General features: G+C 74.5%; 1 protein-coding gene (cut by a window edge). It reads right to left on the minus strand.

Annotated elements, in window-relative coordinates; translation table 11 throughout:
- Positions 1 to 14,927, minus strand: partial view of a lonely Cys domain-containing protein gene (locus tag FDO69_RS01590; protein WP_104777750.1) — the 3' end only. Its footprint extends 18,055 nt past the window's final position; the window shows 14,927 of its 32,982 coding nt (coding positions 18,056-32,982); the start codon falls outside the window, past its right edge; it ends in the stop codon at positions 1 to 3.

The following is a 14,927-nucleotide window of genomic DNA, read 5'->3' on the forward strand; positions in this document are numbered from 1 at the left end:
TCATCCATCTGAGCCGTCGTCTCCCTCATCGCCCTCATCGCCTTCCGATCCCTCCTCGTCCCCGTCGTCCAGCTCGGCGAACAGCTCCAGGGCGTGCTCGTCGGGGAAGAGCCCGTCGCGCGCGACGTGAGCCCGCAGCTCCCCCTCGGTCAGCCGCGGAGCGGGCGACGCGGGCGCGGGCTCCTGCGGGGCGACCGGCGCGACGAGCACCCTGCCGCCGGAATCGGCGGCCTCCCCGGTGAGCGGCCGGGCGGCAGCGAGCTGCGCGACCCCCTCGGCAGCCCCGGGCCCGAACAGCAGCGGAGGGGCCGGGTGTGCGGGCGCGGGCGGTTCGACGGCGGTGAGCGCCCGGCCCACCGCCGAGGACGCCGGGGCCTCCTCCCATGCCCGTCGGGGTTCGTACCGCGGCGTCAGATCGAAGCGGAACGACGGCCCCAGATCCACCCTGACCTCAGCCGCAGCCGCCGCCAAGGCCCGCGGCAGCGCCTGCGCCAGCGTCATGGGCTGCCCGGCCCCGGAGGCGTACGCGGTGGCCAGGGCCCGCAGAGCATCCCAGGTCAGCGGGGAGACATCGCCCTCGCGAGCCCGCCACAGGTCCAGCGCGTGGAAACCGCGCAACAGAGCCTCGAACGCCGCCTCGTCGTTCTCCAGCAGCGGCCCGTACACCAGCCGGGCCGCCCGCCTCCACCGCCGCACATCCCCGACCCGCGTCCGATCACCGGTCAGCCCCTCAGCCTGTGCGGCCAGTTGGACCGACGACGGCTCGCGGCGGAACCCCACCAGCGCGTCACCCTCCGCCAACTGAAGCCGCACCACCCGCTTCTGCCGGGTGACACCGTCCTCGCCCACCACCTCCTCGACACCCGAGGTGAACCCGAACTCCAGGCCCAGGGCGGAGGCCCACACCCACCCGTCGAAGCCCGTCTGGTTGGCCAGCACCTGACCGGCCACCGGCCACTCCAGCGGATCACGGCCGGCCGCGTACGGGCCCGCCACATCCGCACCCGCCACCAGCACATCCGTGTCCTCCGGCCGCCCGGTCAACTCGGGCGCACAGGCGAAGAGATAGTCGATCACCGCTTTGTAGCCGAACGCCACAGCCGACTCGCCCGAGCCGTCCTCGGACCGCACCGGCAGCCATGCCGCGGTCCCGTCCCCGTCCAGACCGACCAGGAACAACCTGCCGAACGGCGCCTCCTCCCACGAGCCGTCCGACACGACCGCGGGAGTCCCGGCCGCTCCTTCGGGCCCCGGACCCCACCGCGCCTCCGGGACGTACTCCACCAACGGCAGCAGACCGTAGGACTCCTGCCTCTGCTGCCACGCACCGTCCCGCCGCGCCGACACCCCCACCGGCACATCCGAGGCGTTCCGGTGCCGCACCAGCGACACCCGGTCCACCAGAACCGGGGTCCCGTCCAGCGCCTCGACCTCCTCCCTCCACTCGATCGTGGGCGGGGGCGCCTCACGGACAGCCGTCAGCACCGTCGCCGCGCTCCTGATCACCTCCTCGACGCGCGCACGCGCCCCGGCGGGCACGCTCCCGCTCCCCAGAAGAGCGGACGCCTCCTCCACCGCCGTGGCCATCAGCCGATACTCCGGGCTGTCCGCGGGCAGCCGGATGTGCCCCAGGGCGTAACCGGCCAGCGCCCTGGCCACGGTCATCCCCTCCGCCAACGTCAGCAGCGGCCGGGGCGGGCCGTCCACCCGCGGCACGCCGTTGCCGGCCAACGGCAGGAACGGGGCAAAGGCCCGGACCACCGGATGGTTCACGATCCGTTCCACCGACCGGAGCAGCACCTCGGGAGACAACGGGACCCGGGCCGCCACCGCCTCCTCGTACATCCGCCGGCCCAGTTCCACCAGCTCGGCACCGGCTCGCCCGATCTGCTCCTCGGTCATCAACAGGCCGTCGATCCCGTACGCCCGGAACTCGTCGACCGCCAGCGGAACCGCCAGACCGCCCTCGGTGTCCAGACCCGGGAGTTCGTCCATGCCGACCGACTCGTACTGGCCGATCCGCCGCCCCTGGGAGGTAAGCCCCGTCCACGCGAAGGTCAGATGCTCACGCGGCGACGGCCTGCGGACGGTCCCGATGTCGAAGAACCCGTCCGGAACGACCATGCCCGGCCGGTAGAACGCGAAGGTGCGCTCCACTTCTTCCCTCATCACGGCGTGGGCGATCTCGCTGAGCTGGTCGTGACGCTTGTCGAGGAAGTCCCGCGTGCCAGGCCGCAGAGCCCGCCTGACGCTGTCGAACGGGTTCCGGGACGCCACCGACAACCGGTTCTTGAGCAGCGTCCCGATGCCCGCGAACGCGGGCGCGACCGGCCCGGCGGCGGACTGGGTGAGCGCCATCCACCCGTAGCCCCAGACCTCACCCACATCCGGAATGGCCGCCAGGAACGGAAGAACGTCCGCGATCGCCTCATCGCGGTAGCCGAGCCAGCCCACCAACTCACGGGCGGCCCGCCCCCCGAAATGCCTCCCCGCTCCGAACAGGGGCAGCGTGTTCTTGTTGCCCATCCGGTCGATGGCGTGGTCCCAGGCCATCATGCGGCTCACCGGGGCGCCGCCCAGGCTGAACTGCGCGTAGTCCCGGCCATTGTGGCCCAGAGCGAGAGGATTGACGGTGGTCAGGTGACCGGCCTCGGTGAGCGTCCACCCGGGGAGGTCTCCCAGAAGCTCCCGCAGCGGTATCGGCCGCCCGCCCTCCTCGGTCCTGCCCGTCCGCGCCAGCCGGTCACGCACCAGCTTCCGCTGGATCTCCGACTCCGCCCAGGACCACCGCCGCTCGCCGGGAACCACCGCCGCCGGATCGGTGTCGACCTCCGGAATGAATCGCGTGACCGTCTCGAACCCCGCCTCCGGGGGCGGTTGCACCGCAATGTCGATGAGCCGGTCGGTGGCGCGGTGCAACCAGAACGGCGTCGCATCGACGGTGACCCTGATCCCGGGTCCCTCCGCCAGCACCACCTTCCGCAGATCGGGCTGCCCCACGATGTGGCCCGCGACGCCGAGCCTCCTCAGAAGCTCGGGGGTGAGGGGGCCGATGTCGAGCGGATAGCGGTGCTCGACCTCGGTGCCGAGGGCCCCGTACTCGTCCCGCACCGCAAAGTCCAGCAGCGCGTGCGCCACCGACGACGACTGCGCGGACGGCTCCAGCGCGTCCGCCACCGCCCGCCCGGACGGGCCCACCACCACCGCCCGCGCGTCAGACAGCAGCGCCGCCTCCGGCGGATCGTCCAGTACCCGGTGCCCCTCGCTCTTCGACGCGTCCACCCACACCACACCGCCACCCGCCGTGTGATACGCCGCGAACGCATGCCCCAGCCCTTCACCCGGCCGCCGCGCCAGCACCAACGCCACCGAACCAGGGCCCGCATGCTCGGAGTCGCGCAGCGCCTCCTCCACCGCACCCCACGAACCGACCCGGCCCCACCCGGGACCCACCACCAGACCGGACGCCACACCCGGCCGGTCCAGCACCGAGTCATCCACCGCGCCTCCGGCCCGCACACCCGACGGCAGCCCCGCGCCAGGATGCAACTCATCCCGCAACGCGGTCAGCAACTCCAGGCACCGCCGCTCCGACGCACCCGGCGGCACCCGCAACGCCACACCATCGACGAGACCCTCCAACTCCCCACGGGACAGCACCCGGGAAGCGCGGCCCGGAGAGGTTGCCGTCCCGTCCTCGTCCGCCCCGTACGGAGCCCCCATGGCCAGAGCCGCCGGGCGCGGAGCCGGGGTTGCCGCGGCCGAAGGCGGCGCGGGGGCGGCGCGCCCGGTGGAGCCGGGGGGCGGATACGGCGGCGGGACCGGGTGCGGGGCGGGCTCGGTGAGGGACGGCGGCTCCACCTCCGCCCTGTGCCAGACAGGGACGGAGTCCGCTGTGAGCACCGGGTTGCCCCGGTCGTCCTTGCCGGACAGGTTCGTCGGGGTGAAGGTCCACAGCACAGGAGCGCCCAGTTGCGTCAGCCGCTGGGCCACCGCGGCGATGTCGGCGCCCGGCCCGGGATGCGAGAGGAGGATCTCGGTGCCCGGCTCTCTGTCTGTCAGGTCGGGGTCGTTCGCCATCAGCGCCAGGCACTCGCTGACCGGAATCCGGAGCGCCTGGCTGTCGATGACCAGCCAGATCTTGTCGGGATCCACCCGGTCCGGTTCGGCCCGTAGCAGCGCGGGGACCCGTGCGGGCGCCTGCCGGTTCCGGTTCCGCCACGGCGTGTCCACCAGGCCACCGGGGGTACGGATCTGCGCGAGGTTGACCCCCTGCCGCGACTCCCCCGTGAAGTCACGGCTCCTCCCCGGGGCCCCGTCCTGGACCGTGTCCATGCCGGTGCCCGTGAACGCCCCGTAGACCTCCTCCAGGGAGAACGCGGCCGCCTCATCCGGGTCGGACGCGTCCCGCCCCACGGCGAACGCCCGGGTCAGTAGGGTCCGCAGGTCATCACGGTCCGCCTGGTCGACGTCGAAGTCCTGGTCCATGTGGTGTACGCGCCGGGCGAGCGCGTCCACGCCCGCCTCGTCGAGTCCGTTCAGCAGGTCCACGGTCTTGACGTACGCCCAGAGCATCCGCGACCGCTCCGTCTCACCCACCTCACCGGGGCCGGACAGGCCCAGAGCGGTGACGGCCTCGGACGTCGCGCCGGGCCCGTTCAGCCACGCGGCACCTCGCCGCACCGCCGGCAGCTCCACGAAGTCCCACGGCTGCTCCAGGCGTTCGCCCCGCGGGCCACGGGGCCGCGCCGCCCACCACGCCGACGCGGCGGCCAGCACCCGGCGCACCACATCCTGATCCACCGCCCCGGACGCGGCCGCCGGATGCGCCGCGACCACCCGCCGCAGCAGATCCAGCGTCAGCGGACCCGCCCGCCGGAACTCCGGATCGGCCAGCCACATCTCCTCCACCGCCAGCACACCCCGCAGCAGCTCCACGGAGTCGTCGGCACCGTCCACGTGGAGCCCGAACATCAACCGCAGCGCCCGCACCGCCACGAGCGTCCGCACCCGCGCCTCCGCCGGCACCGGGTCGGGCCCCGAGTGCAGCAGGGCCGCCACCGCCAGCCGATCCAGTGCCGCACCCTTCGGCCGCGGCCGGGCCAGCGTGAACCCCCGCGTCCGCCCCCGGGCATCGGCGTCCACGCCCCACACGCTCCTGCCGCTCCCGCGCAGCGTCCCAGTCCGCAGTGGACCGGTGGAGGCACGCACCCAGAGCTCCGTCTCGTCCGCGACCCGATCGGCGACAGACAGCTCCCGCAGCGGATCGGCCACGAACCCCCCGAGGGCGAAGTGGCCCCTCCTGACGGGCCCCGGCCTGGTGCTGTCCTTGGGGGTACCGAGCCAGCAGGCGGCGAGGTCGAGCCAACGGTCCCTGGGCAGGTGGGCCACCAGCCACTTCACCCACGCCACCGCCTCGTCCTCGGTGAGGCTCCGGCCGGCCACGCGGTTCCCGCTCCACACCGCCACCTTCATGGAGCCGCGCCCACCATGCGCGTCGAAGCGGAACGCGTCGCTCTCAGGGAACGGGTCGGCCTCGGGGCCCGGACGCGGCAGCTCGAACTCCGGCCCGAGGGTTTCCGTGGGACGGTAGAAGTGGACGGACGTCCTCATCCGGCCGCCGCGGCGCTCCGTCTCTTCTTCCACCGCGTACTGGCCGGGTGTGAACGAGGCGTAGGCGAACGGCTCTCCGGTCGCCTCGCTGACCACCGGCCACAGCAGCACGTCCCCGTACCACCCGGGCACGCTCTCGTCGAGAACGGGGCCCTCCCCCGGCCGGAGCGGGAACCAGGTGCCCACGGGAACCCCGGGCCGCCCGGACACGGTGCCGATACGGCTCTTCCCGTCAGGCCGCGCGCTGACCCGCACCTCACCGCTGTGCGCCCACACCTCCAGACCGGTACGTTCCGTCAGCTCCTGCAGCAACAGCCGGTACTGGCCCAGGAACGGAATCGCCAGCACGATCGGTGTGCCCGACGGCAGACCCGCCCGTGCCAGGGAGATCGCCATCAGCTCGACGAACTCCTCGACGTCCGCGTCCCGCGTCGAACGGTCCGGCAGCCGCACCACCACCCTGCCGTCACGCATGTCGCCCCCGGCGACGACCGGCGTCTCCCCCTTCGGCCACGGCGTCGCCCGCCGAGGACCACTGACCGCCAGGGAGCCATCCCACTGCGGCGCGAGGACATCACCCCAGTCCGTGTCCAGCTCCAGGGCGTCCATCGCCCCCATGACCTCGGGCCCCAGCCAGTTGACACCCGGGATCCGGCGCTCACCGTCGCTTCCCGGCACCGTGAAGTAGCTGCTCCCATCCGGCCCGGCCGCCCCCAGCTTGTCCAGGTGGAACGCGCCCAGCGCCACCAGGCTCCCCGCCCGTCCTGCCTGCTCCGCGTCCCGCACCAGCCCGAACAACTCCGCGCGCACCGTCTGCTCCACGGACGCGTCCTTCGGCAGGTGCAGCACCCGGCGGGCCAGCACGTCCACATCGAACGCCGTGCCGCGCAGCTTCCTGTCCCGCGCGTGAAGCGCCGCCAGCCGCTCCAGCGCCGCCGCGTCCGGGGTGAGCGTGAACCCGACCGTCGCCCGCCGCTCCAGCTCCGCACGCGGCACCCCGGCGAGCGCCACCACCTCGTCGGAGGGACGCCCGGCACCGTCGCCCCACGCCAGGCCGAACGCGAAGTTCCGTGCGGTCGGGCGCCGCACGCCCGCCACCGGGGGGCCTTGAAGCATGTCGAGCGCCTGGTCCAGATAGCCGGTGGCCAACGAGCGCACGGCCCGCACCCGGCCCTCGCCACCGTCAGCGGCATCGGCGCCGTACGCGGTGATGTCGATCTGCGGCGGCGCGACGTCCACCCGCCAGTTCCGCAGACCGGCGGACGCCGCCTTCAGCACCAGCTCCCGGACGGCCGCCCGCCCGCTCTCCGACGGGCGCGACCCACCCGGTGCGAACTCCACCACACTCAGCGGAGGCAGCCCGGGGGCGGACGCGACCGCGGGTGGGGCGGGCGGGGCGGGTGGCCGCTGGGCGGACGGCGCGTGCGATACGGGCCGGGGTGAGCCGAAGGACGCGGGCGCCTGCGGGGCGACCGGCGCGGCGAACACCCGCGGAGCGGGGTCCCCCGGCCCGGCGCGGTCCGCGGCGGGCGCGTTCCAGCACGGTCGCAGGCCCTGTTCGGATGACCGGAGGCGGTTGGCCAGGGCCGCGGCCCCCGTGCCCGGCCCCGACTTCAGCAGGTGATCGGCGACCTCGCGCACCGACTTGCGGTACTTCTCGACGGCGTAGCGGTGGTCCGACCGCGGCTCGTGCGGCTCCGGCGGCAGCACCAGGAAGAGGGCGGCGGCCCACGCCGGGGCGACGTTCGCCGCCGTGGCACCGCCGGGTGCCATACCGGGTGCCGCGTCCGCGAAGTCCTCGTACGCCGACTCCCACAACCGCCGGGACGCCTTCGCCGCCGCCTCGTTCAGCTCCTTGGCCCAGGAACCGGAGCGCTGCAGCATCAGCGTCCGGGCCAGGTACACCAGCGGCTCCCGCTCGGCACTCGCGGCACGCAACAAGGCCGCATTCAGGCCCGCGCTCTCGCCCTCGGCGAGCCGTGCCGCGACAGGCTCCACGTCCTCTCCCGTCAATTGGTGCGCGATCCACAAGAGCTGATCGCTATTCGTCGGTACGTCCGGCGCTTCGGCGGCCTTACCGACAGCGGCAGCCCGAGCCTCGGTCAGGGTGCCGAGCGGTACGCCCAGGGCCCACAGCCGCGACTCGGCGTCCTCCACCTTCTCCCGCGCACGCCGCCACCTTTTCCGGGCGTTCTTGACCTCCCGGTCCCGCCCCGCCAGCCCGGACGCGGACGCGGCGTTGAACTGGGCGGAGACAACGACGAGCTCGTCCCACGCCCTCCGGTGCGCCTCCCAGGCGGAGTCGGTGGCGTCCACATCGAGTGGCCGGGCCGCGGGGAGCTGTCCGCTCCCACTGGCGGCCCCGGACCCGGACGGCAGTGGAAGGACCGGGCGGGCGGGCACGGGCGCCTGCGGGGCGACCGGGGCCGTCGTCGCGTCCGGCTGCGGGGCAGGTGACGCCGGTGACGTGGGCACCCACGGGGCCGGCGAGAACGGCACCGGCGAGGCGAACACCGGTGGAGCGGAGTCCCCCGGCCCGGCATCGTCCGCGGGGGGCGCGTTCCAGCGCGGTCGCAGGCCCAGTTCGGGCCGCAGCACATCGGCCAGCTCCGCCGCGGACCGCAGCGCGTCCTCCGTTTCCGGTCCCCACATCAGCAGGTTCTCGGCTACCGAGCGGACCGCGCCGCGGAAACCCTCCCCGGCGTACCGGGAGTCGGCGAGCACCGCATGCGGCTCCACCGGCAGCACCAGAGAAACGGCGGCAGCCCAGGCACGGGCGACGTCTGTCTCCATGGCACCGTCGGGTGACATGACAGGCGCCGCACCCCCCGCGCCCGCGAAGTCCGCGAAATCGTCGTACGCCGACTTCCACAGCCGCAGCGACACGTTCGCCGCCACGGCGTCCAGCGCGTCCACCCATGGGCCGGGCCGCACCATCAGCACCCGGGCCAGATCCACCAGTGACAGCGCGTCCACCGGCACTCGGTCGTCGGCACCACCGAGCATCATCTCGACATCGGCCCACGGGTCGTGGACCGGCGTGACGCCCGCGGCCTGTACGTCAGCCCTGTCCAGACCGTCGCCGGCGTTCGCGACGAGCTGCGCCGCGACGCCAATCACGTCGTCCTCCGTCTCCTCCGTCAACTGCCCCGCGATCCACCAGCGCTGGGCCTCGTCCCTCGGCACGACCGGGGCCACGACGCCTTCACCGGCGGCGCCCCGCGCCCCGGCCACAACCTCCAGCGCGACGCCCAGAGCCCGCAACCGCGCCTCGGCCTCCTCCAACCGCTCACGCGCCAGCTCGGCCGCGGCCCAGAAGCCCAGGTCCAGGCCCGCCATCAGCGTGTCCTCGTCGCCTGCCCGCCCGGCCCGCTCCTCCGACGCCGCCCCGGCAACAGCCGCCGCGAACTCGGCCCACGCCCTCGCGTGCGCCTCCCAGGCGGAGGCGAGGACCTGGTCGGCGGACTCGGCGGAGCCGGCGGAGTCCACGGCGAGCGGCCGGGCATCCGGGAGCTGCTCAAGCCCTTCGGCAGGCTGGGGCTCCAACGGCAGCGGGGCGGACGGGAGGACGGGCGCGGGAGTCTCGGGTGGCTCAGCGGCAGCGCCCGCCCCGGGCGTCACCGCGGGCTCCGGGGCCCCCTCCCACACCCTCCGGGGTTCATGCCGCGGCTTCAGGTCGAAGTCGTGCAGCACCAGCTCCGTCCCGACCTCGCCCGCGGCCGACACCAGCGTGAGCAGCAGCCCTTGCCACAACCCGACCCGGTCATGCCCGGCCTCGGTGAATCGCGCGTTGACCGCCTCCATGTACGGGTCGACCACAGCCCGCAGCCCCGTCCACGTCAGCGGAGAAGCGTCCCCCCGACCGGCCCGCCACTGATCCAGCGCGTCGAAACCGCGCAACAGAGCCTCGAACGCCGCCTCGTCGTCCTCCAGCAGCGGCCCGTACACCAGCCGTACCGCCCGCCACCACCGCTGCACATCCCCGGCCCGGCCCGGGTCACCGGTCACCCGCTCGGCCCATGCGGCCAGTTGGGCCGGCGACGGCTCCGGGCGGAACCCCGCCAGCCAGTCGCCCTCCGTCAGCCGGAGCACCTTGACCAGCTTCGACCCACCGTGCCCGTCCGGCTCCCTACGCATGGCGAACCCGACCTCCAGACCCAGGCCGGAGGTCCACACCCACTGGTCCGGGGGCATACCGTCGGCCAGTACCTGACCGGCCACCGGCCACTCCAGCGGGTCACGCCCACGCGCGTGCGGACCCGCAACGTCCGCGCCCACCACCAGCACCGCCGTATTCGCCGGCTGCCGGGTCAACTCCGGTACATGCTCGAGGAGATAGTCCGCCACCTGCGCGTAGCCGAACGCCACGGCCGCGCCGGACCCGGGCCTCAACCATGCCGCGGTCCCGTCCCCGTCGATACCGACCAGGAACACCCTGCTGAACGGCGCCCACTGCGGCGGGCCCTCCGCCACGACCGCCGATGCCCGGGGCGGGTTGCTCTTATCCGGGGCCCACCGCACCTCCGTGAAGCGGTCCACCTCCGGCAGCAGGCCGTAGGACCTCTGCGGATGCCGCCACGGTTCGGCTCCGCGAAGCGACACCCCCACCTTCGCCCCCGACTCGTTCCGGTACGGCACCGGCCGCACCTCACCCACCCGGGCCGGGGTTCCGTCCGGCGCCTCGACGACCGCGGCCGGTGCCGGCGCCGCGTCCGGCCCGTACGTAGCCCCCGCGATCAAAGGCGCCGGGGGTGTCGCGGCCGAGGGGGGCGCGGGAGCGGCAGGCCCGGTGGAGCCGGGGGCCCCGTACTCGTCCCGCACCGCCCCGTCCAGCACCGCGTGCTCCACCGACGACGACTCTGTGAACGGCCGCAACGCGTCCACCGCCACCCGCCCGGACGGGCCGATCACCACCGCCTGTGTGTCGAACAACAGCGCCGACTCCGGCGGATCCGTCAACACCCGGTGCATTTCGGGCTTCGACGCGTCCACCCACACCACACCGCCATCCGCCGTGTGATACGCCGCGAACGCGTGCCCCAGCCCGTCCTCCGGCCACCGCCCCCGCACCAGCGACACCGAACCCGGCCGCCGCGCCAGCACCAGGGCCACCGAACCAGGACCCGCACGCCTCACGTCCCGCAGCGCGTCCGCCACCGCGCTCCACGTGCCCACCCGGCCCCACCCGGGACCCCGCACCAGGCGGGTACGCGGACTCCGGTCCAGCACCGACTCATCCACCACACCCCCCGCCCGCACGCCGTCCTCCCCGTACAGCTTGTCCCGCAGCGCGCCCAGCAGTTCCACGCACCGCCGCTCCGACGCGCCCCCCGACGGCAGCCCCGCCACCATGTCGTCCACGAGGTCCGTCAGGTCCGCACGGCTCAGCACCCGCGGAACGGTGTCCGGGGCGGGGGCGGTGACCGGTGCGAGCGCGGGGCGCGTGACCGGCGCGATGGAGACCCAGTCCTCGGCCGTCTGCGGACGGCCCGCCGCGTCCCGCCCCAGGGCGAGGGTGACCCTGCCGGTGTCCTGGTCCTGGTAGAGGCCGCCCTCGCCGTACGAGGCCCGCGCCAGGTGGCCCGTCGCGAGACTGGTCGCGAGGAGCAGGGCGTCGACGTTGTCCGTTTCCCCTTCCTCGGGATCCGCGGACGGGAGCAGCCAGACGATCTCGGCGTCCGGCGGCAGCCCGCGCGCCTGAGGGTCGTGGGAGAGCAGGGCCGCGACGTCCTCCGGCGGCACCACTCCGGTCAGCAGGTCGTTGCCGAGGGCGTCGTTCGCCCAGAGCACCCAGGGCGCCGGGCCGCCGGGCCGGTGCCAGGGCGCGGGCACGGAGACGGAGGCGTCGTGGTCGATCGCGTCGTCGGACCGGTACCGGATCAGGGTGACCCGGCTCGGGTCGAAGTCAAGGCCACCCCTGCCGTGTCCGTCCAGGTAGCGGCCGAACGCCCGGCCCCCGGTGTCCCGCAGGAGGGTCTCCGAGTCCAGCACCCCTTCACGTTCCAGGTGGAACGCCCCCAGCTCCGCGGTGCTGCCGATGTCGCGCCCGGTGTCCCGTGCCTGGTTCACCAGCCGGTACAGCTCCCCGCGGTGCTCGGGGCCGGAGTTCTCGTCGTACCGGTGCAGGACGCGGGCGGTGTAGGTGTCGGCGTCGCCGCCGTGGTCCCAGACGCCCAGGACGCCCTGGCGCGCGAGGTGGAGCCCGGCCAGCACCGCGAGGCTGGGCGTGTTGTCCGCCGCGTCCAGCGCCAGGCGGAACAGTTCGGCGCGTTCGCCGGCGGTCACGGGCCCGAACCCGTCCGGGTCCAGCACGTGCCGGGCGAGCGCGTCCAGCTCCAGTGGCCCGTCGGCCAGTTCGGGGACCTTCGCCCGCAGGGTGTCCAGCCTGCGAAGCACCTCCCGTGCGGTGCCGGGGCCGTGTGCCGCATACGCGTCGTACAGGCCGTGCAGGCGGGACAGGGCGTCGAACTCGGCGAGGGCGGCGGCGTACGGGTCACTGTCGCGCGAGTCGCGGTCGTGCGGAGCGCTGTCGTCGTACGGGTCGCTGCCGGATGCCGGGTCCTCCGCAGGCGCGGCCGGCTCGGTGGACCGGGCGGGCTCGGCGAGTTCGGCGGTGATGTCCCGGACGGGAGGGAGCTCGTTCCGGGAGCCGAGGCCGTCGCCGGCCGGCGGCGCCTTCGGCTCGCCCTTCCCGCCCTCCGGCCCGTCCGGCGGGAGGACCACGATCTCCGGGAGGGTGGGCCTGCGGGGCGGCTCCGGGGGCTTGGTGGTGCGGTGGTCGCGCGGGGGGCGGGGGTTGCGGTCCCCCTCGGGCAGCGCGGCGAGGTACTCGTCGCCGCGCTCGTACAGCGTCACGGCGTTCCCGGCGTCCTCGCCGAGCGCCACGCCGAAGGTGTCGATCGTGCCGTTCTCGTGCACCAGGGTCAGGTGGATGTCCGTGTTGCGGGCGACGAGTTCCGCCGCGAGCAGGGCGGTGGGGCGGTTCCACCGCCGGGCCGCGAACAACTGGGCCCGGATGAGGGCTTCCTCCTGCCGCCTGGACAGCGGCAGGGGCGGCTCGGGCAACCGGCCGCCGCCGCGCTCGAATTCCCGCCGCTGGTCGTCGGTGAGCGTGATCCCGGCCCCCGCCAGCTCCTGGAGGCGGAAGGTGGCCCGCGGGTCGAGCCGCGCCATGCCGGGCAGCGGCAGGTAGGCCGACGAGGACAGGTCGAGGGGCTGGAACTCGCCGCCGCCGTTGGGGGACGGCATCCCGGCGTCGTTCAGGGCCATGGCCAGGGCCGCGTAGAAGCGGTTTCCGTCGCCGGGCGGCACGGCGAGCCGGTACGCGTAGCCGTCGGGGTCGGTCAGCCGGGCCGGGTCGGAGGCCGCGTCGTACTTGGGCTCGCCCTCGGACTCACCGTCGGTCAGGCCCTCCCAGGTCCACGGGCGGTGGGCATGGGCGGGCAGCGCGTCGTCCGCCGGAGGCTTGTCGGGGGTGTCCGGGGCGGGGGTGGCCGGTCCCGCTTCCACCTCCTCCGGCAGTACGGCGCGGAAGCGCTCGTCGGCGAGGTGGAGGATGACGCCGGGGGTGGTGTCGTCGGTCAGGGGCTCGGAGTCCGGGGGGCAGTCGAGGAAGCTGCCGTCCTCGTGGACGACGCGGACGACGGTGCCGTGCATCCGGGCGGCGAGCGCGGGCAGCAGGTCGGCTGCGGCGTTGTCCCAGGTCTGCTTGTCGGCGTGGGCGGCCGGGCGGCGCAGTTGCGCGGCCGCCAGGCCGCGGCGCTGGGCCGGGGTCAGCGGGTGGTGGCGCCGTTCGGGGATGGGCCGGTCCCCGGCCGAGTGCGGGATCACGCCGAAGGCGTCGAACTCGCGGCGCTCCGGGGTGCCGGTGCCCAGGTCGAGCCCGGCGGCCTCGACCTCGGCCGCGGTGAAGGTGTCCTTCTCGTCCGGGGCGAGGTACGCCAGCAGCGGGGCGTCGTCGGGGAGGGCGGCCAGCGCTTCGGCGAACCGGGTACGGAGGGTGTCGGCGTCGTCGGTGATGCGGCCGTGGGCGGCGATGAACGCGTGGTAGAAGGACGTGCCGTCCTCGGGCACGTCGCGCAGCGGGTGGGTGGTGCCCTCGGGTGAGGTCAGGGCGGGCGAGCCGTCCGCGAGGACGGTGGCGGGGGTGTAGAACGGGGTTTTCTCCGAGTCCTCGGTGACCGTCTCCAGGGGTGCGGTCCCTGTGCCGCCCGTCAGCTCTCCGGCGGTCAGCAGGGGTTCGGGCACCCCGGCGCGGGTGCGGCCCGCGCCCTCCGCGCCGCTGTCCGGGTCGTCGGGCAGCTGGTGCCAGCGGGTCAGCCGGCCGGCCTCGCCGTGCAGCCGGTGCAGGGTGTCGGCCGCGGTCTCGGCTCTCGTGCGCTGCTCGGCCAGCTCCGACAGCCGGGCGTCCCGGGTACGTTCGGCCGTGCGCAGGGTGTGGTGGGCGGCCTGGACGGCGTCGTGGGCGCTCACCACGCGCTCGGCCGCGCCGCCGGTGACCTCGTCGCGCGTCTGCCGCGCCTCGGCGACGAGCCGGTCCCGCGCGTCCTGCCGGATGAAGGTGACGAGGCGGTCGGCGTCGGCCTTCGCCTCGCTTGTGTCGGCGAGCAGCCGGTCGGCGTCGGCCTGCCCGGCGGCGGTGGCCAGCAGCGCCGCCAACTGGGCTTCGCGGACGGCCTCGGCGGCCTCCTCCGTCGCCTTCTCGGCCGCCTGGAGGCGGTCCCGGACCCGCTGGTCCCCGACGGCCTCGGGGAAGTTCACCGCGGGCCCCCGCGCCGTCTCGTCCGCGGCCGCGACGGCGGTGCGGTAGTGGTGGCGGGCGCTGCGGTCGGCGGCCCGTGCGGCGCGCTCGGCCGCGTAGTGGCGCCACCTGGATAGGGCGTACTCCGCCTGGGCCGCGGTCACGGCCTCGTGCAGGAGGGGGACGCCCCGGCGCAGGCTCCAGTACTCTGCGTCCGCCTCGGTCAGGGCCTCGGCTGCCTCGTTGACCTTCTGCCATGCCTCGGCGACCCGCTCGGGGAAGTTCTCGTCGGTGATCAGCCCGAGGTGGCGGGCGACGTCCTCGCGTACCCAGGCGATGACCTGGGTCTGGGTCTCCACGGCCTGGATGCCCGGCTTGATGCCGCCGAACGGGCCCATCAGGTGCTCGCGGATCCAGGCTCCGGGTGCGCTGTCCTTGAGCTGCCGGTCGACCTCGGCGACGCTCAGCCAGGCGGTGGGGATGGCGAAGGCGAACATCCGGCCCGTGGTGGGCTTCACCTTCGTCTGGTGCACCTGCTCGTTGGTGACGGCCTGGCCGTCGGAGTCCAGCGCGT

This window comes from Streptomyces tibetensis (assembly GCF_007655005.1).
GTDB classification, from domain to species: Bacteria; Actinomycetota; Actinomycetes; order Streptomycetales; family Streptomycetaceae; genus Streptomyces; species Streptomyces tibetensis.